The sequence below is a fragment of the Streptomyces gottesmaniae genome, from assembly GCF_031845845.1.
GTDB classification, from domain to species: Bacteria; Actinomycetota; Actinomycetes; order Streptomycetales; family Streptomycetaceae; genus Streptomyces; species Streptomyces akebiae.
In genome coordinates, this window is the sequence record NZ_JAVRFJ010000014.1 from 135235 (window position 1) to 155393 (window position 20159).

Annotated in this window: 16 protein-coding genes; all 16 read left to right on the plus strand. The window is 70.5% G+C overall.

What is annotated here, in order from left to right:
• Nucleotides 1-163: 163 nt before the first annotated feature.
• Nucleotides 164-1075 carry a dihydrodipicolinate synthase family protein gene (locus tag RM704_RS17965; RefSeq protein ID WP_033529131.1) on the plus strand — a complete coding sequence of 304 codons (912 nt, stop codon included), beginning with the start codon at nt 164-166 and terminating at the stop codon, nt 1073-1075.
• Nucleotides 1072-2811, plus strand: a complete 1740-nt coding sequence (araD, locus tag RM704_RS17970) for an L-arabinonate dehydratase (protein WP_033529132.1) — start codon at nt 1072-1074, stop codon at nt 2809-2811. Before RM704_RS17965 ends, araD begins: the two co-directional genes overlap by 4 nt.
• A 186-nt stretch (nt 2812-2997) precedes the next feature.
• The gene (locus RM704_RS17975; RefSeq protein WP_033529133.1) at nt 2998-3933 is read left to right on the plus strand and encodes a carbohydrate ABC transporter permease; all 936 of its coding nucleotides are present in this window, start codon (nt 2998-3000) and stop codon (nt 3931-3933) included.
• Nucleotides 3930-4832, plus strand: a complete 903-nt coding sequence (locus RM704_RS17980; protein ID WP_033529134.1) for a carbohydrate ABC transporter permease — start codon at nt 3930-3932, stop codon at nt 4830-4832. Before RM704_RS17975 ends, RM704_RS17980 begins: the two co-directional genes overlap by 4 nt.
• Complete coding sequence (locus tag RM704_RS17985) at nt 4829-6154, plus strand: pectate lyase family protein (protein ID WP_033529135.1); 1326 nt, start codon at nt 4829-4831, stop codon at nt 6152-6154. Before RM704_RS17980 ends, RM704_RS17985 begins: the two co-directional genes overlap by 4 nt.
• On the plus strand, nt 6151-7341 hold the full coding sequence (locus RM704_RS17990; RefSeq protein ID WP_033529136.1) for a Gfo/Idh/MocA family protein: 1191 nt from the start codon (nt 6151-6153) through the stop codon (nt 7339-7341). The genes RM704_RS17985 and RM704_RS17990 overlap by 4 nt, the downstream gene beginning before the upstream one ends.
• Entirely contained in the window at nt 7338-8186 is an 849-nt protein-coding gene (locus tag RM704_RS17995; RefSeq protein ID WP_192829730.1) for a DUF6807 domain-containing protein, read from the plus strand. The genes RM704_RS17990 and RM704_RS17995 overlap by 4 nt, the downstream gene beginning before the upstream one ends.
• On the plus strand, nt 8183-9745 hold the full coding sequence (locus RM704_RS18000) for a glycoside hydrolase family 43 protein (protein ID WP_311590814.1): 1563 nt from the start codon (nt 8183-8185) through the stop codon (nt 9743-9745). Before RM704_RS17995 ends, RM704_RS18000 begins: the two co-directional genes overlap by 4 nt.
• Before the next feature lie 32 nt (nt 9746-9777).
• Nucleotides 9778-11787, plus strand: a complete 2010-nt coding sequence (locus RM704_RS18005; protein ID WP_033529137.1) for a pectinesterase family protein — start codon at nt 9778-9780, stop codon at nt 11785-11787.
• A gap of 71 nt (nt 11788-11858) precedes the next feature.
• Nucleotides 11859-13202: an ABC transporter substrate-binding protein gene (locus RM704_RS18010; protein ID WP_033529138.1), complete on the plus strand. Its 1344-nt coding sequence runs from the start codon at nt 11859-11861 to the stop codon at nt 13200-13202.
• Between the two features lie 153 nt (nt 13203-13355).
• The gene (locus RM704_RS18015) at nt 13356-14162 is read left to right on the plus strand and encodes a rhamnogalacturonan acetylesterase (RefSeq protein ID WP_033529139.1); all 807 of its coding nucleotides are present in this window, start codon (nt 13356-13358) and stop codon (nt 14160-14162) included.
• An 85-nt stretch (nt 14163-14247) separates the two neighbouring features.
• Nucleotides 14248-15555, plus strand: coding sequence for a pectate lyase family protein (locus tag RM704_RS18020; RefSeq protein WP_033529140.1), 1308 nt, complete (start codon nt 14248-14250; stop codon nt 15553-15555).
• Nucleotides 15555-16700, plus strand: coding sequence for a pectinesterase family protein (locus tag RM704_RS18025; RefSeq protein WP_033529141.1), 1146 nt, complete (start codon nt 15555-15557; stop codon nt 16698-16700). Before RM704_RS18020 ends, RM704_RS18025 begins: the two co-directional genes overlap by 1 nt.
• A gap of 1 nt (nt 16701) precedes the next feature.
• Nucleotides 16702-17730, plus strand: a complete 1029-nt coding sequence (locus RM704_RS18030) for a pectinesterase family protein (protein ID WP_033529142.1) — start codon at nt 16702-16704, stop codon at nt 17728-17730.
• A complete protein-coding gene (locus tag RM704_RS18035) occupies nt 17717-18934 on the plus strand; it encodes a dienelactone hydrolase family protein (RefSeq protein ID WP_052146205.1) in 1218 nt (405 codons plus the stop codon). Before RM704_RS18030 ends, RM704_RS18035 begins: the two co-directional genes overlap by 14 nt.
• 34 nt (nt 18935-18968) lie before the next feature.
• On the plus strand, nt 18969-20081 hold the full coding sequence (locus RM704_RS18040; protein WP_033529143.1) for a right-handed parallel beta-helix repeat-containing protein: 1113 nt from the start codon (nt 18969-18971) through the stop codon (nt 20079-20081).
• Nucleotides 20082-20159 lie beyond the last annotated feature (78 nt).

A 20159-nucleotide genomic window follows, 5' to 3' on the forward strand; every position in this document is an offset into this window, starting at 1 on the left:
GAGCCCGACCGGTACGCCCGTAGGACCAGCAAGCCACGCATGACCGGCAAGCCCGCAGGACCAGCAAGCCCCCGAGTCCACGAGGCACGGCGGAGCCGCACGACGCGGCGGCCCGCCAGCCCTCCGCAGTCCTCCAAGAGCTCCTTGCAGAGGAAGGTCATCCATGAGCAGCGTGACGTTCGAGACCCAACGGACGGCTCTGGCCGACGTGGTGGCGATCCCGGTGACTCCGTTCGCCGAGGACGGCACCGTCGACCAGGGCGCCCACCGGGCCCTGCTGCGTCGGCTGCTCGACGGCGGGATCACCACCCTCACCCCGAACGGCAACACCGGTGAGTTCTACGCCCTCACCCCCGAGGAGCGCCGCCTGGTCACCGAGCTGACCATGGACGAGGTCGGCGACCGGGCCGTCGTCCTGGTCGGCGTGGGGCACGACGTGCCGACCGCCGTCGCCTCCGCCGAGCACGCCCGGGAGGCCGGGGCGCAGATGGTGATGGTCCATCAGCCGGTGCACCCGTACGTCTCGCAGCGCGGCTGGGTCGACTACCACCGGTCGATCGCGGAGGCCGTGCCCGAACTGGGCGTCGTGCCCTACATCCGCAACGCCCAGCTCACCGGCGAACGCCTCGCCGAACTCGCCGACGCCTGCCCGAACGTCATCGGCGTCAAGTACGCCGTGCCGGACGCCGCGCGCTTCGCCGCCTTCGCCCGCGACGCCGGCCTGGAGCGCTTCGTCTGGGTGGCCGGCCTCGCCGAGCCGTACGCGCCCTCCTACTTCTCGGCCGGCGCCACGGGCTTCACGTCGGGACTGGTGAACGTCGCCCCGGCCGTCTCGCTGAACATGATCGAAGCGCTTCGATCGGGCGACTTCCCGGCCGCGATGAAGGTCTGGGAGCAGATCCGCCGCTTCGAGGAACTGCGCGCCGCCAACGGCTCCGCCAACAACGTCACCGTCGTCAAGGAGGCCCTCGCCTCCCTCGGCCTCTGCCTCCGCGACGTCCGGGCCCCCAGCAAGCAGTTGCCCGAGGAAGAACGCTCCGAGGTCGCCGCCATCGTGGCCGGGTGGTCGATATGAGCGAGCCGGCCGACATGAAGAAGCCCGAAGAACTCCGAAGCCACCAGTGGTACGGCACCGACGGACTGCGTTCCTTCAGCCACCGAGCCCGTACCCGCCAGCTCGGCTACCTCCCCGAGGAGCACCTCGGCAAGCCGGTCATCGCGATCCTCAACACGTGGTCGGACATCAACCCCTGTCATGTGCACCTCCGGGATCGCGCGCAGGCGGTCAAGCGGGGTGTCTGGCAGGCGGGCGGTTTCCCGCTGGAGTTCCCGGTCTCGACGCTCTCCGAGACCTTCCAGAAGCCGACCCCGATGCTCTACCGCAACATGCTGGCGATGGAGACCGAGGAACTGCTGCGGTCCTACCCGGTCGACGGGGCCGTCCTGATGGGCGGCTGCGACAAGTCGACGCCCGCGCTGCTCATGGGCGCGGCCTCCGTCGACCTGCCGGCCGTGTTCGTGCCCGCCGGGCCCATGCTGCCGGGGCACTGGCGCAACGAGGTCCTCGGCTCCGGCACCGACATGTGGAAGTACTGGGACGACAAGCGCGCCGGGCTCATCGGCGACTGCGAGATGACCGAGCTGGAGTCCGGTCTCGCGCGTTCGCCGGGGCACTGCATGACCATGGGTACGGCCTCCACGCTCACCGCCGCCGCCGAGGCCCTCGGGGTCACCGTTCCCGGCGCGTCCAGCATCCCGGCCGTCGACTCGGGCCATGACCGCATGGCGGCCGCCGCCGGTCTGCGTATCGTCGAACTGGTCCACAAGGGCCGGAAGTTGAGCGACATCCTCACCGCCGATGCCTTCGAGGACGCCGTCACCACCGTCCTCGGCCTCGGTGGCTCCACCAACGCGGTCATCCACCTCATCGCGATGGCCGGCCGGGCGGGCGTCAAGCTCACCCTCGACGACTTCGACCGCATCGCCCGTACGGTCCCGGTGCTCGCCAACGTCCGGCCCGGCGGTCGGACGTACCTGATGGAGGACTTCCACTTCGCGGGGGGTCTTCCCGGGTTCCTGTCCCGGATCACCGACCTGCTGCACCTGGACCGGCCGACCGTCTCCCACGACACGATGCGCGAACAGCTCGACGGCGCGCTCGTGCACGACGACGACGTCATCCGGACCCGCGACAACCCGGTCGCCACCGAGGGCGGGGTCGCCGTCCTACGGGGCAACCTCTGTCCGGACGGCGCGGTCATCAAGCACATCTCGGCCGAGCCGCACCTGCTGAAGCACACCGGCCCCGCGGTCGTCTTCGACGACTACAGGACCATGCAGCGGACGATCAACGACCCGTCGCTCGGCATCACCGCCGACAGCGTGCTGGTGCTGCGCAACTCCGGCCCCAAGGGCGGGCCGGGCATGCCCGAGTACGGGATGCTGCCCATCCCCGACCATCTGCTGAAGCAGGGCGTACGGGACATGGTGCGGATCTCCGACGCCCGGATGAGCGGGACGAGTTACGGCGCCTGTGTCCTGCACGTGGCACCGGAGTCGTACATCGGCGGGCCCCTCGCCCTGGTCCGCACCGGCGACTCGATCACCCTCGACGTCGGGGCCCGGGCTCTCCGGCTCAACGTGGACGACGAGGAGCTGGAGCGCCGCCGCGCCGAGTGGACCCCACCGCCCACCCGCTACGAACGCGGCTACGGCGCCCTCTACAACGACCAGATCACCCAGGCCGACACCGGCTGCGACTTCGAGTTCCTGGCCAGACCGGGCAAGGTCCCGGACCCCTACGCGGGCTGAACGAGGTGACGCCGGGTGGGGAGGGAGGGGCGCGGGGAACCGCGTGACAAGCCCCCACCCACCCGCACCCGCGGCCCAACAGCGAGAGGCACCCCGTACCGCGCGATCAAGCACACCCATGCACAGCGAGAAAGCGCTTCCTGCACGACGACGCACCACGACACACCCAGAAACGGAGCCCCAGTCATGGCCCAAGCCGCAGCCGTGGCGAAACCGCCCGCGCCACCCCGGCGGCGCCGTGCCTCCGCGACCCCGCGCAGGCTGCCGTACCTGCTGATCGCGCCGGCCGCCCTGCTCATGCTGGGCTTCATCGCCTACCCGGTCATCAGCGTCTTCTACTACAGCCTGCAGCACTACAACCCCACGAAACCCTGGCGGAACGGCTTCGCCGGCTTCGACAACTTCGTCCACGCCTTCACCGAGGACCCCCTCTTCTGGGACACCCTCGTCTTCAGCGCCAAGTGGGTGATCGTCGAGGTCTCGCTGCAGCTGCTCTTCGGTCTCGCCCTCGCGCTCATCGTCAACCAGACCTTCGTCGGCCGTTCCCTCGGCCGCGCCCTGGTCTTCTCCCCGTGGGCCGTCTCCGGCGTGCTGACCTCCGCGATCTGGGTGCTGCTCTACAACTCCCAGACCGGCATCACCCGGTACCTCGCGGACATGGGCGTCGGTGAGTACGGCACCAGCTGGCTCTCCGACACCTCCACCGTCTTCTCGGCGGCGATCGTCGCCGACCTGTGGCGCGGAGTCCCCTTCTTCGCGATCCTCATCCTCGCCGACCTCCAGTCCATCTCGAAGGACCTGTACGAGGCCGCCGAGGTCGACGGCGCCAGCCGCGTCCGACAGTTCGTGCACATCACGCTGCCGCACCTGAAGGACGCGATCATCCTCTCCACGCTGCTGCGCGCGGTGTGGGAGTTCAACAACGTCGACCTCCTGTACACCCTGACGGGCGGCGGACCGGCCGGAGTGACCACGACCCTCCCGCTGTACATCGCCAACACCTCCGTCGACGCACACAACTTCGGCTACGCGTCCGCCCTGACCACGGTCGCGTTCGTGATCCTGCTCTTCTGCTCGATGGTCTATCTGCGGCTGAGCAAGTTCGGAGGCGAGTCCAAGTGATCACCAAGGACGCCGAGAGGACCGTACCGGTGACGTCCGCGCCCGCGGCCGACGAGCCCCCGCAGCGACCGGGCAAGGTCCACCGCGCCTGGGACGAGGTCCCCCGCTGGCACATCTACCTCCCGCTGTCGATCTACCTGGTCTTCACCCTCGTCCCCTTCTACTGGATCCTGCTGTTCGCGCTCCGCAAGCCCGGCTCGACCTCGCTCGTGCCCTGGCCCGTCACCTTCGAGCACTTCGAGAAGGTCTGGAACGAACGCAGCTTCGGCACCTACTTCCAGAACAGCGTGCTGGTCGGTGTCGTCACCCTGCTGATGACCACGCTCGTCGCCCTGGCCGGCGGTTACGCCCTCGCCCGGTTCGACTTCAAGGTCAAGCGCTGGTTCATGCTGGCGCTGCTCTGCTCCCAGTTCGTCCCGGGCGCACTGCTCCTGGTCCCGCTGTTCCAGATCTTCGCCGAGCTGCAGATGATCAACTCGCTCGGCAGTGTCATCCTCGCCGAGACGGTCTTCCAGCTGCCGCTGTCGATCATCCTGATCAGCAACTTCATCAAGAACGTGCCGTACTCGCTGGAGGAAGCGGCCTGGGTGGACGGCTGCAACCGCTTCACCGCGTTCCGGGTGGTCGTGCTGCCGCTGCTGCGGCCCGGCCTGATCGCCGTCGGCTCCTTCGCCTTCGTGCACTCCTGGAACCACTTCCTCTTCGCCCTGATGTTCCTCAGCAACCAGGAGAAGCAGACCATCCCGGTCGGCCTGAACACCCTGCTCAGCGCGGACAGCGTCGACCTGGGCGCGCTGGCGGCCGGTGGCATCATCGCCGCCGTCCCGGTGGTCATCGTCTTCGCCTTCATCCAGAAGTGGCTCATCACGGGCTTCAGCGCCGGGGCGGTGAAGGGATGAGTCTGCCGACCCCTCGGCGGAGGGGTGTGCGAGTGGTCGCCCTCGCGGGGGTGGTGGGCCTCACGCTCACCACCCCGGCCGGGGCCGAGGCCCGGGGCGCCGACCGGGACATCAGCCGGGACACGCTCGCGGCGGACGACGGCTGGGCGGCCGCCGACGGTGGTACCACGGGGGGTTCCACCGCCGACGACGCCCACGTCCTGACCGTACGCACCCGGAGCGAGCTGGTCCGCGCGCTCGACGGCGGCAGCGCCACCCCGAAGATCATCCGGATCGCCGGGACCATCGACGCCAACACGTCCGACGACGGCGAGAAGCTCGACTGCGCCGACTACGCCACCGACGGCTACGACCTGAGGAAGTATCTGGCCGCCTACGACCCGCGCACCTGGGGTGGCGCGAGGCCCAGCGGCCCCCAGGAGGAGGCCCGCCAGGCGTCGGCGGCCAGGCAGGCCGAGCGGGTCGAGCTGGCCGTCGGCTCCAACACCACGATCGTCGGGCTCAAGGGCGCCGTGCTCAAGGGGGCCAGCCTCCAGCTCAAGGGCGCGGACAACGTGATCGTCCGCGACCTCGAACTCCGCGACGCCTACGACTGCTTCCCCGCCTGGCAGCCCAACACCGGCGGCCTCGGCGACTGGAAGACGGCGTACGACAACATCTGGGTGCGCGGCTCCAGCCATGTCTGGATCGACCACGTCACGATCTCCGACCAGGGGCACCCCGACGAGGACGAGCCGACGTACTTCGGCCGCAACTACCTCCGCCACGACGGCCTGCTCGACATCACCAACGCCTCCGACCTGGTCACCGTCTCCTGGTCCCGCTTCGCCGACCACGACAAGGGGATCCTGATCGGCAACGGCGACACGGCCACCGGCGACCGGGGCAGGCTCCGGGTGACGCTGCACCACAACCAGTTCGAGAACGTCGTGCAGCGCGCGCCGCGCGTCCGCTTCGGACAGGTGCACCTCTACAACAACCGCTACGTCGTCCCGGCCGACGCCCACGACCACCGCTACTCCCTGGGCGTCTCCACCGAGTCCGCCGTGTACGCCGAGAACAACGCGTTCACCACACCCGGCCACATCGAGGTCGCCGACCTGGTCAAGAGCTGGAACGGCACCGCCCTGCACCAGACGGGCACCCTCTTCAACGGCTATCCGGTGGATCTCCTGGCCATCCACAACGCCTACAACTCCGGCAGCGAGCGAGATCTCACGGCCGACGTGGGCTGGACGCCTACCCTGCACCAGAAGATCGACAGCGCCGGAAAGGCCGACCGAGAGGTGGCACGCGGCGCGGGCGCAGGGAGGATCCGATGAACACCGTGAACCCGCAGGGCACCGTCCACGAGACACCGCTCCCGCTCGTCCTCGCGGGCGCCCGGGGCCATGGCCGCTGGCACCTGGAGAACATCCGGCGCCTCGCCGACAAGGGGATCGTCCGGCTCGCCGGGATCTGCGAACTGACCCCGCTGGGCGCGGACGAGATCCCGGACGGCCTCGGCACGCCCGAGCAGTCCGCCGACTTCGGGGCGCTCCTCGACTCCACGGGCGCGGCGATCGCCGTGATCTGCACGCCCATCCCCACCCACACCGACCTGGCGCTGACGGCCGCCGAGCGGGGCGTCCACGTCCTGCTGGAGAAGCCGCCGGCCCCGTCGTACGCCGAGTACCGCCGGATGGCCGACGGGGTGGCGGCGGCCGGAGTGGTCTGCCAGATCGGCTTCCAGTCGCTGGGCTCGCACGCCCTGCCCGCGATCCGGAAGATGGTCGCGGAGGGCCTGATCGGCGACGTCGTAGGCATCGGCGGCGCCGGCGCCTGGGCCCGCGCCGAGGCGTACTACCGGCGCGCGCCCTGGGCCGGGAAGCGGCGCATGAACGGCGTGGACGTGATCGACGGGGCGCTCACCAACCCCCTCGCGCACGCCGTCGCCACCGGGCTGGCACTCGCCGACGCGGGCCGCGCCGAGGACGTCGCCGCGATCGAGACCGAGCTGCTGCGCGCCAACGACATCGAGTCCGACGACACCTCCTGCGTACGGATCACCACCACCGACGGCGGCCGGATCACCGTCGCCGCCACGCTGTGCGCGGCGGACCCGGACGACCCGTACAACGTCGTCCACGGCACCAGCGGCCGGATCACCTTCTGGTACAAGCAGGACCGCGTGCTCGTCCAGCGCGCCGGACACGGTCCGGAGGAGATCGAGTACGGCCGCACGGACCTGCTGGAGAACCTCGTCGACCACCTCGTCGACGGCACCGACCTGCTGGTCCCGCCGGAGACGACCGGCGCCTTCATGAAGGTCGTCGAGGCGATCCGGGTCGCCCCGGACCCGATCGCGCTCCCGGCCGACGCCTGGCACAGGCTGCCCGACGAGGACCGCCGGGTCGTCGACGGCATCGACGGTCTCGTCGCCGCCGCCGCCGACGGCCTCGCCCTCTACTCCGAACTCGGCGCCCCCTGGGCGCACCCCGAAGCACCGGCGAAAGAGGTGAGCACGTGACGATCACCGACGACTCCCTGGTCCTGCGCGTGGCGGGCCGCCCGGTGGGCCGGTACCTCACCCGGCCCGAACTGCCCGGACGGCTTTCCCCGCGCCCCTGTCTGCATCCCGTCACCACCCTGTCCGGTACGGCGGTCACCGAGCTGAGTCCCGCCGACCACCTCCACCACCTCGGCGTCGGTGTCGCCGTTCCCGACGTCGAGGGGTACAACTTCTGGGGCGGACGGACCTATGTCCGCGACCGGGGCCCGACCGAGCTCGACAACCACGGCTCCCAGCGCCACACCGCCTTCCAGCTGCGCGACCCCGACGGCTTCGTCGAGGAGCTGCGCTGGGTGGCGTCCGGCCGGGAACTGCTGCGCGAGCGCCGTACCGTCGCGGCCACCGAACTCACCGACACCGCCTGGGCGTTGGACTTCACCTTCTCCCTCACCAACATCACCGACGCCCCGCTGTCGATCGGCAGCCCCGCGACCAACGGCCGCCCCGGCGCCGCGTACGGCGGCTTCTTCTGGCGGGCCCGCAAGGAGGCGACGGCACCCCGTGTCCTCACCGCCGAGGCGGAGGGCGAGGCCGCGGTCCACGGCAGCCGCGCCGACTGGCTCGCCCTGGTCGGCGGCACCTGGACGCTCGTCTTCGCCGGGGCCACCGACACCACCCGTCGCGACCCCTGGTTCGTCCGCGCCGACGAGTACCCGGGCGTCGGCTCCTCCCTCGCCCACACCGACCGCCTCCCGATCGAGCCGGGCGGGACGGCCGTCCGCCGGGTCGTCACCGTCGTCGCCGACGGCACCCTCGACCGGGACGAGGCGGCGGCCCTCGTGCGCAAGGCGGTGAGCCCGTGACCACCTCGGTGAGCGCACCCGCCTTCTCCGCCGACCGGGGCGACGGCACCTACCGCAACCCGGTCCTCGACGCCGACTGGTCCGACCCCGACGTCCTGCGCGTGGCCGACGACTTCTACATGACGGCCTCCAGCTTCGGCCGGGCCCCGGGTCTTCCCCTGCTCCACTCCCGGGACCTGGTCAACTGGACGCTCGTCGGCCACGCGCTGCAACTCCTCGAACCGGCCGCCGAGTTCAAGGCCCCCCGCCACGACTGCGGGGTGTGGGCGCCCTCGCTGCGCCACTTCGACGACCGGTTCTGGATCTTCTGGGGCGACCCCGACCAGGGCATCTTCCAGGTCAACGCCCCCGGGATCCGCGGCCCTTGGACCCGGCCGCATCTGGTCAAGGAGGGCAAGGGGCTGATCGATCCGTGCCCGCTGTGGGACGAGGAGACCGGCGAGGCGTACCTGGTGCACGCCTGGGCCAAGTCCCGCTCCGGCGTCAAGAACCGGCTCACGGGCCACCGGATGCGGCCCGACGGGACGGGACTGCTCGACGAGGGCAAGATCATCGTCGACGCGGACCGGCTCCCCGGCTGGTTCACCCTGGAGGGGCCCAAGCTCTACCGGCACGACGGCTGGTACTGGATCTTCGCTCCCGCCGGGGGCGTGGAGACCGGCTGGCAGGGCGCCTTCCGCTCCCGCGACTTCTTCGGCCCGTACGAGGAGCGGATCGTCCTGGAGCAGAAGGACACCGACGTCAACGGGCCGCACCAGGGCGGCTGGGTGCGCACGGCGGCCGGCGAGGACTGGTTCCTGCACTTCCAGCAGCGGGGCGCGTACGGCAGGGTCGTCCACCTGCAGCCGATGCGCTGGGCGCCGGACGGCTGGCCCGTGCTCGGCGAGGAGGGCGCCCCCGTCGCCGTCCACCGCAAGCCGGAGCTGCCCGCGCAGCCGCCGGCCGCGCCCGCGCTCGACGACGACTTCCCCGGCGGCCGCTTCGGACGCCAGTGGCAGTGGACCGCGAACCCGCAGGACGGCTGGGCCACCCAGCACTCCGGGGACGGGCTGCGGCTCACGTGCGTGCGCTCCGTGCACGCGCACGACCTGCGGAAACTGGCGAATGTGCTCACACAGCGGCTGCCGGGGACCCCGGCCGTCATCGAGGTGGAACTGAGGCTCGACAGCGAGGAACCGGGGGCGCGCGCCGGGCTCGCCGTGCTCGGGGACGCGTTCCGCTGGATCGGACTCCAGCGAGGTGCCGACGGGACCGTGCACCTCGTCCACCGGTTCGCCGAGACCGTCGCCGAGCGGGAACGGGACGCCGACCACGCGCGCCCGGCGCCCGGGGGACGGGCCCGGCTGCGGATCGAGACCTCGGCCGGCGCGCGCTGCCGGTTCTCCTACGACGTGGGGGAGGGGTGGCAGTCCTCGGGACAGGTCTTCGCCGCCACGCCCTGGCGCTGGGTCGGCGCCCTGCTCGGCCTCTTCGCGGTCGCGCCCACCGGCGGGGGCCACGCCGGGGCGGCCACGTTCACGCAGTTCCGGATCACCGCCGCGCCGGACACCACCGCCTGACCCCAGTCCACGTAAGCCTGTCGGGAGCCGCAATGACGCACCTCCGTAGCAAGCGCTTGCCCCACCGGGGGAGAACCCTCGCCGCAGTCACCGCCCTGATCGCCTCGTTCGTCGTCGGCGCGTTCGCCCCGGCGGAGGCCGCGCAGTCCGCCCAGCCCGCGGACGCCGCCGCCGGGTCCTTCGCAGCACCCCGCTGGAGCGACCGCCCCCACGGGTTCGCCTCCCTCGACGGCGGCACCACCGGCGGCGCGGGCGGCAAGGTCGTGACCGTCACCGACCAGGCCGCACTGGTGCGTTACGCCTCCGCCGAGGAGCCGTACGTCATCCGCGTGGCCGGGACGATCGACGTCGAGCCCTTCGGCTCGGACATCGCCGTGACCTCGAACAAGACGATCATCGGCGTCGGCGACACCGGCGAGATCGTCCACGGCGAACTGCACCTCGGCCCCGGGACCAGCAACGTCGTCATCCGCAATCTGACGATCCGGGACTCCTACGTCGAGGGTGACTGGGACGGCAAGACGACCGACTTCGACGCGATCCAGATGGACTCCGCCGACCACGTCTGGATCGACCACAACCGCTTCGAGCACATGGGCGACGGGCTGCTCGACATCCGCAAGGACAGCCGGTACATCACCGTCTCCCACAACCAGTTCAGGAACCACAACAAGGCCCTCGGCATCGGCTGGACGACCAACCTCCTGACCGAGATCACCATCGACCACAACTGGTTCACCGGCACCAAGCAGCGCAACCCCTCCGCCGACAACTGCGCCTACGCCCACCTCTACAACAACTACCTCTCGGCCCAGGTGGCCGACGGCGACCCCGTGTGGACGTACGGGAACTGGGCGCGCGGCAGGACCAGGATGGTCATCGAGAACAGCTACTACGACGGTGTCCAGCATCCTCACCAGGCCGACACCACCGCCGAGTTGGTGGAGCGCGGTTCGGTCCTGAAGAACGTCACCGGGCGCCGGGAGGAGTGGGGTACCGCCTTCGACCCCAGGGACTTCTACGCCTACCGGCTCGACCCGGCCGCCGCCGTGCCCGCGCTGGTCACCCGGTTCTCCGGCCCGCAGAAGTCGCTCGGCACGAACACCGTCCTCCACGTCCCCGGCGACTACGCGACCGTCCAGGCCGCCGTGGACGCCGTGCCCGCCGGCAACGACGGCACGGTCACGATCCGCATCGCGCCCGGCACCTACCGCGCCAAGGTCCTGATCCCCGCCAACAAGCCGAACCTGGTGCTGCAGGGGACTGGACAGGACCGCTCGGACACCGTCATCGTGCACGACACACCCGCCGCGAACGGCGGCTCCAACGGCAGCGCCACCGTGCGGATCCTCGCCAGTGACGTGACCGCCCGCAACCTCACCTTCAGCAACGACTTCGACGAGGCCGCGCACGAGGTGAACGGCGAGCAGGCGCTCGCGATGAAGACCACCGGCGACCGGATCGTCTTCGAGAACACGGCCTTCCTGGGCAACCAGGACACCCTGATGACGGACAGCCCCAAGCTCGACGTCATCAGCCGGGTCTACATCCGCGACTCGTACATCGAGGGCGATGTCGACTTCATCTACGGCCGGGCCACCACGGTCATCGAGCGTTCCCTGATCAAGGCGCTCAGCCGGGGCTCGGACAGCAACAACGGCTACATCACGGCCGCCTCGACCTGGAAGGACAACCCCTACGGGTTCCTGATCACCCGGTCGAAGGTCATCAGCGACGCGCCCGCCGGGACGTACCACCTCGGCAGGCCCTGGCACCCGGGGGGCGAGCCGAACGCCGTCGCCCAGGTGCTCTTCCGGGAGACCGAACTGCCCGCCGCGATCAAGTCGTCGCCGTGGACGGACATGAGCGGCTTCTCGTGGAAGGACGCGCGGTTCGCGGAGTACCGGACGTACGGCCCGGGCTCCGGTGTCACCGCCGACCGGCCGCAGCTCGACGCCGCGGCCGCCTCGACCCACACGGTCGCCAAGTACCTCGCGGGGACGGACGGTTGGGCACCGCATCGCGGTCGCGCCGGCCACTGAGTCCGCCCCGGGGACAGCACAGACCCCCCACAACTTCATAACCCTCGTATCCAGAAGAAGAGAGCCGTTCAATGAAGATCAGCAATCGCAGAAGCAGGCGTGCCGCCGCGGCCATCGCCCTGGGATCCGTACTCGCCCTGACCGCCACCGCCTGCGGTGACGACGGCAGTGGCGCGGGCGGGGACAAGGGCTCCGAGGGCAGCGGCAAGGGCGAGATCGTCTTCTGGGACAACAACGGCGGTGTCCGCACCGACATCTGGAAGGAGGTCATCGCCGACTTCGAGAAGGCCAACCCGGACATCGACGTCGAGTACGTCGGGATCGCCTCCACGGAGTACCAGTCCAAGGTGGACACGGCCATCCAGGGCGGCGGCCTGCCGGACGTCGGCGGTGTCGGCGCGGCCATGGCCGCCGGCTTCGCCGCCCAGGGCGCGCTGGAGCCGCTGGACGACCGGCTCTCCAAGTCCTCCCTGAGCGGCAAGCTCAACGAGTCGATGGTCGAGTCGCTGAAGTCCGCCGGCGGCGGCGACGCCCTCTACTCGATCCCGACCTCCGCCAACAACGGTGTCCTCTACTACCGCACCGACCTGTTCAAGGCGGCGGGCCTGGCCGAGCCGACCGACTGGGACAAGTTCTACGAGGCCGCCGAGAAGCTCACCGACAAGGACAAGAACAAGTTCGGCTACACCATCCGCGGTGGCGCCGGCTCCATCGCGCAGGCGCTGGACGCGATGTACGGGCAGTCCGGGATCACCGAGTTCTGGGACGCGAGCGGTGAGAAGACCACCGTGAACGACCCGAAGAACGTCGAGGCCCTGGAGAAGTACGTCGGCCTCTACAAGAAGGTCACGCCCGCGGCCGACCTCAACAACGACTTCACCAAGATGGTCGCGCAGTTCGACTCCGGCACGATCGGGATGCTGAACCACAACCTGGGCTCGTACCAGGACCACGTGAAGGCGTTCGGCGACAAGTTCCGGGGCATCCCGCAGCCGACCGGCCCCGGCGGCAAGCGGGTCCAGGTGTCCAACCCGGTCGACGGACTCGGCTTGTTCAAGAGCTCGAAGAACAAGGAAGCCGCCTGGAAGTTCATCGAGTTCGCGACCTCGCACGAGGAGAACTCCAAGTTCAACAAGTCGGCCGGGCAGGTGCCGTCGAACAACGACGCCGCGAAGGACGCGTGGATCTCCGAGGCGGAGCCGACGAAGCTGGCCGCCGATGCGCTGACCGACGGGTCGACGACGATCGTGCAGCTGCCGTACTACCTGCCGGACTGGAACACGATCTCCAAGGCCGACAACGAGCCGGCCTTCCAGAAGGTGATGGACGGGCAGAGCACGGCGAAGGAGTTCCTGGACACGCTGGCCGAGCAGCTGAACAAGGCGCAGGCCGAATGGCAGGAGCAGAAGGGCTGACGCTCAGCCGGCAGCGACTCTCCGCCGCCGGTCCGTCGTGACCGGCGGCCGGTTCCCCCGCGCCCCGACAGGGGCGCGGGGGGCACCCCCCACGGGAAAGGCACAGCACAACCCCCTCACTAAGCACGCCTGTTGAGAAAGGCACCCCCGCACGTGTCACTCACCCGCAGACAGGTCACCAGCGCGGCGCTCGCCGCCGTTCCGCTCGCCGTCGCCGCCACGGGTCCCGCGTACGCCGCGGGTTCGCCCGGCGGGGCCCGCCGCGAGCGCACCCTCTACATCGCCGGCGATTCCACCGCCGCCCAGAAGTACGCCGACGCCGCGCCCGAGACCGGCTGGGGGATGGCGCTGCCGTTCTTCCTCGGAAAAGGGCTGGCCGTCTCCAACCACGCCGTGAACGGGCGGAGTTCGAAGAGCTTCATCGACGAGGGGCGCCTGGACGTCATCCTCGGAGCCCTTCGCCCCGGGGACTTCCTGATCGTCCAGTTCGGGCACAACGACTCCAAGATCGCCGATCCCACGCGCTACACCGAGCCCTGGACGACCTACCAGGACCATCTGCGCCAGTACATCGACGGCGCACGGGCACGCGGCGCGCGGCCGGTGCTCGCCACCTCCGTCGAGCGCAGGAAGTTCGACCCGGACGGCAACGCCCTGCCGACCCACGGCGACTATCCGGCAGCGGCGATCGCTCTCGCCGCGGAGGAGGGTGTCGCCCTCCTCGACATCCAGGCGCTGTCGATCGCGTTGTGGCAGAGGCTCGGGGTCGAGGAGACCAAGAAGTACTTCAACTGGACCGAGACCGAGCAGGACAACACGCACTTCAACCCGCCGGGGGCGATCGCCGTCGCGCGGACGGTGGCCTCCGAGCTGCTTCGTCGACGGGTCCTCACGCGTCGTGACGTGCGCCGTCTGGACGAAGAGGTGCCGGACTCCTGGATCACCTGGCCCGTGGCGTAGCCGCCCGTCCCCGCGGTCCACCGCGCCCTCGCACGCCCACGCGAGAAGACCTCCCTCCCCCTTTGCTGTGAAAGGAACCACACACATGCGCCCTCGTATCTGGCATGCCCATGTCATTACATCCGTCGTCGGCTGTACCGCGCTCGTGCTCGGGGCCGCCGGCTCCGGCGTCGCCCAGGCCCAGGGACGTGATCTCGCCCGCCAGGTCCTCGGTGCCGGAGACGGGTGGGGATCGGCGGAAGGCGGCACCACCGGCGGCTCGGCGGCCGACGCCGAGCACGTCTACACCGTCACCACCTGGGCGGAGTTCAAGGCCGCACTGGCCGCCGGCGGAGACGCACCGAAGATCATCAAGGTGAAGGGGATGATCGACGCCGTCTCCGAGGGATGCGAGGCCTTCGTCACCGGAGGGTACGACCTCCAGCAGTACCTCAAGGACTACGACCCGGCCGTCTACGGCAACGACCAGGTCGCCAAGGGCCCGCAGGAGGACGCGCGGGTCGCCTCCATGGCCAATCAGGACTCGGCGATCAAGGCCAACATCCCCAGCAACACCACCATCGTCGGCGTCGGCAAGAACTCCGGCATCCTCGGCGGCAGCCTCCAGATCAAGGGCGTCTCGAACGTCATCATGCGCAACCTCACCATCGAGGCGCCGCTCGACTGCTTCCCCAAGTGGGACCCCACCGACGACAACAACACCGGCAACTGGAACTCCGAGTACGACGCCGTGGTCGTCTTCGGCACCGACCACGTCTGGCTCGACCACAACACGTTCACCGACGGGCGCTACCCCGACAGCGAGCGGCCCGTCTACTTCGGCAAGGTCTTCCAGCAGCACGACGGCCTGACCGACATCGTGCGCGGCTCCAACTACGTGACCGTCTCCTGGAACCGCTTCGAGAACCACGACAAGAACATGCTGATCGGCAACAGCGACGGCACCGCCGCCCTCGACGCCGGCAAGCTCAAGGTCACCATGCACCACAACCGCTTCGACGGGATCCTCCAGCGCTCCCCGCGCGTGCGGTTCGGCCAGGTCGACGTCTACAACAACCACTACGTCGTCACCGAGGAGCAGAAGGACGACTACTACATCTTCGGTGTCGGCATCTCCTCGCAGCTGCACGCCAGCGACAACGCGATCACGCTGCCGGCGGGCGCGAGCGTCGGCAAGGCCCTGAAGAGGTGGAACGACTCCCCGCTCACCGCCGAGAACAACTACGTCAACGGCAGGCTGACGGACCTCATCGCCGTCCACAACGCCGAGATCCCCTCGGAGTTCCTCCGGTCCGGCGCCGGCTGGACGCCCACCCTGCGGACCAAGGTCGACTCGCCGCGCGCGGTGCCGGGCATCGTCGCGAACCGCGCGGGCGCCGGGAAGGTCTGCTGATGGCCGAGCACCACCCGGGACCGAGCAGACGGTCGTTCGTGGTCGCCGGGGTCGGGACCGCACTCGCGCTCACCGTCGCGCCCATGGCCCAGGCGGCACCGGCGGCCGGGGCCGACCGCGCCGCCCGTGGCCGCCGGGTCTTCGGGCGGTACGGATCGCCGGCCGCCCGCCTCGACGACCGGACCCTGTACGTGGACGCCGGCGGCGCCGGTGACTTCACCACCGTCCAGGCCGCCGTCACCGCCGCTGGGGGTACCGGTCACACGCTGGTCGTCGCGCCCGGTGTGTACCGGGAGACCGTCGCCGTCGGCGCCGCCCGTACGGAGATGACCTGGATCGGGGCCTCCGGGGACGCCCGGGACGTCGTGGTCGTGTACGACAACGCGGCCGGCACCCCGAAGCCCGGTGGCGGCACCTACGGCACCACCGGGTCCGCCACGACCCTGGTGCAGGCCGACGGGTTCACCGCGCGGGACATCACCTTCGCCAACGACTGGCTGCGCGCCGACCACCCCGGGATCAGCGGCACCCAGGCCGTCGCCATCAAGGTGCAGGGCGACCGGTCGGCGTTCCTGCGGTGCAGGTTCCTGGGGCACCAGGACACGCTGTACGCCGACTCGATGGCACTCGGCACCTTCGCCCGGCAGTACTTCCGCGACTGCTACGCCGAGGGGGACGTGGACTTCGTCTTCGGGCGGGCCACGGCCGTCTTCGAACGCTGCCACTTCCACACCCTGACCAGGACCGACCTGGGGTCCGCCCCGTACGGGTTCGTGTTCGCGCCCTCCACGGCCGGCGCCAACCCGCGCGGCTATCTGGTCAGCCGGAGCCGGATCACCAGCGAGGCCCCGGACGCCTACTACAAGCTGGCCCGCCCCTGGGTGCCCAGCTCGGACACCACCGCCCGGCCCATGCTCACCGTGCGCGAGACCCGCCTCGGCGCCGGGATCGACGCGGTCGCGCCCTACACCAACATGTCGGCCGGCTTCCCCTGGCAGGACCAGCGGTTCGCCGAGTACCGGAACACCGGACCCGGCGCCGTCGTCACCGTCCCGGAGAACCGCCCCCAACTCGACGACGCGCAAGCCGCCGCGGCCACCCGCGAGGCCTACCTCGGCGACTGGACCCCGTGGGTGAGGTGCTGAGATGCGCCGACGCACCCTGCTCGGCGGGATCGCCGGCGGCCTGGTGGCCGTCGGCGCGGCCCCCGCCCTCGCCCACGGCCGCCGGGTCCTGCACGTCCGGCCCGGCGGATCGGTCCAGGCCGCGGTGGACGCCGTCGACGGCTCCGGGTGGACGATCGTCGTCCACCCCGGGACGTACCGCGAGGTCGTCAACATCCCAGCAGAAAAAGGGGAGTTGACTCTGCGCGGCGCGTCCCGCGATCCGCGCGCCGCCGTCGTCGTCTTCGACCGGGCCAACGGCACCCCGAAGCCCGGGGGCGGCACGTACGGCACGGCGGGCTCCGCCACCTTCACCTCGGCGGCGCCCGGCCTGACCGTACGCGACCTGACCCTCGCCAACGACTGGCTGCGTGCGGACCACCCGGACTACACCGGAACCCAGGCGGTCGCCGCGTACGTCACCGGGGACCGCTCGCACTTCGAGAACGTCCGCTTCCTCGCCCACCAGGACACGCTGTTCGCGGACACCACCGCGCTCGACGCCTTCGACCGGCAGTACTACCGGCACTGCTACATCGAAGGTGACGTCGACTTCGTGTTCGGGCGTGCCCGCGCCGTCTTCGACTCCTGCCACTTCCGCACCCTTCAGCGGGACGTGTCCTTCACCCCCAAGGGCATGGTCTTCGCCCCCGCCACCGCCCGCGCCAACCCCTACGGCTTCCTCGCCCTGCGCGGCCGGATCACCTCCGGCGCCGAGGACGCCGCGTACAAGATCGCCCGGCCCTGGGTGCCCTCGTACGAGACGACCGCCTGGCCCTCGCTGGTCGTGCGGGACACCTGGATCGGCCCCGGGATCGACGCCGTCGCGCCCTACACCAACATGCGCGACACCTACCCCTGGCAGACCATGCGCTTTCGCGAGTACGCCAACTCCGGCCCGGGCGCGGTCGTCTCCGTGCCGGAGAACCGGCCCCAGCTGACGGCGGCCGAGGCGAGGGAGCACACCCGGCGGACCTATCTCGGGGGCTGGAGGCCGTATGCCGGCCGGTGAACCGGTGGGCGGCCCCGACCCGCCCGGGACCCGTGGATCCGTGGGGCGCCGGGCCTTCGTCGTGGGCACGGGGGCGGCGGCGCTCCTCACGGGAGCGGGGACGACGGCGGCCCGGGCGGAGTCCTCGGACGTCGCCGGGGCCACCCTGGCCGGCGCCCTCCCCGACTTCCACCCGCTGCTCAAGGACGAGCTCCGCTTCCCGCTCGCGTGGGGCACCTCCCCGATCCGGGACTTCCGCACCTGGAGGAGGGTCGCCCGGGCCAAGGTCGAGGACCATCTCCTCGTCGCCCGGGACGACACCCCGTACGACCCCGAGTTCGACGCACAGCGAGCCGAAGGCGACGGCTACGTCCGTGAGTCGGTGACCTTCTCCCTCACCCGGTACGGCCGCGTCCGCGGCGCCCTGCTCACCCCGCACGGCACCGGACCGTTCCCGGCGGTCCTCCTCCTGCACGACCACGGCGCCAAGTTCGACATCGGCAAGGAGAAACTCGTCCGGCCGTGGTCCGACGAGAGCCGGCTGGCCTCCGCGCGGGCCTGGGCCGACCGGTACTTCGGCGGCCGGTTCGTCGGCGACGAACTGGCCCGGCGCGGCTATGTCGTCCTCGCCGTCGACGCGCTCGGCTGGGGCGACCGGGGACCGGTCGGCTACGAGGAACAGCAGGCCATCGCGAGCAACCTCTACAACCTGGGCTCCTCGCTCGCCGGGCTCATGGCCAGGGAGGACGTGCGCGCCGCGGGCTTCCTGGCCGGCCTCGACCGGGTGGACCGGCGCCGGGTCGCGGCCCTCGGGTTCTCGATGGGCGCGTTCCGGGCCTGGCAGACGGCCGCGCTCAGCGACGACATCGCGGCCGCCGCGAGCGTGTGCTGGATGACCGGCCTCAAGGAGGTCATGGTCCCCGGCAACAACATCCTGCGCGGCCAGTCCTCCTACTACATGCTCCACCCCGGGCTCGCCCGGCACCTCGACTTCCCCGACGTGGCGAGCATCGGCGCCCCCAAGCCGATGTTCTTCCTGAACGGCGGCCTCGATCCGCTGTTCCCCGCCGACGGCGTCCGCGTGGCCCACGACAAGCTGCGCGCCGTCTGGCGGTCCCGCCACGCCGAGGAGCGGCTGCGGCTGAAGACCTGGCCCGACCTCGGCCATGTGTTCACCGCGCCCCTGCAGACGGAGGTCGTCGACTGGTTCGACTCCGTCCTGTGAAGACCCCACCCGCACGAGAAAGGAACCGCTCTCCATGTCTCGTCGTACCACTCTGGCCCTGGGCACCGCCCTGGTCCTCGGCGCCGGTCTGGCCGTGCTCCCCACCCAGGCGCACGCCGCGACCGTGGTCGTCAGCAACTCCACCGACCTGGCCAACGCCATCAAGAACGCCACCGCCGGCACCGTCATCCAGGTGCGCGGCGGCACGTACTACCCGACGGCGACCCTCCAGTCGACGGCCAACGGCACCTCCTCCAGCCGGATACAGCTCCAGCCGTACGGCTCGGAGACCGTGAAGATCGACGGCTCGAACCTCCCCGACGGCGGCTGGATCTTCAAGCTGACCGCCGACTACTGGACCGTCTCCGGGATCACCTTCCAGAACGCCCCGGACAGCGCGGTCGTCTGCCAGTCCTGCGCCTCCACGGTCTGGGACAACATCAAGACCATCAACGGCGGCGACTCCGGCTTCACGCTCACCGGCGACAGCACCACCAACAACACCGTCCGCAACATCGACTCCTACGGCCACTACGACCCGGCCAACCACGGGGAGAACGCCGACGGCATCGCCGTGAAGTTCGGCTCCGGCTCGGGCAACCTCATCACCGGGGCCCGCCTCTACAACAACTCGGACGACGGCCTGGACTTCTGGTCCTTCTCCTCGCCCGTCACCGTCGAGCACACCTGGGCGATGGGCAACGGCAAGAACCGCTGGGGGGACTCCGCGTTCGCCGGCGACGGCAACGGCTACAAGCTCGGCGGCGACGGCGAGACCGTGGCCCACGTCATCAACAACTCGGCGGCCTGGGACAACGCGGGCAACGGCTTCACCGAGAACAGCAACAAGGGCGCCATCGTCATCAACCGCACCACCGCCTACGCCAACGCCAAGTGGGGCCACTACTTCGCCACCGGAGCGGCCCGCCTCGGCAAGAACCTGGCGGTGAGCAACGGCGGCGGCTCGGTCAACAAGGGTTCGTCCGTCGTGTCGTCCGGGAACAACTGGGACTCCGGCGTCTCGACCCCGTCGTTCCGCTCCACCGACGCCTCCTCGACGTACAACGCCCGTTCGTCGAGCGGCACCCTGCCCGCGACCACCTTCCTGACCACGGGCAGTACGACGATCGGCGCGACGATGAACTGACCGGCGCGGTGCTCGTCCGGCACGCCAGGCAAAACGATTCTGTCGACACGGAGCCGGTGCGACCCCACACAGTGTTGC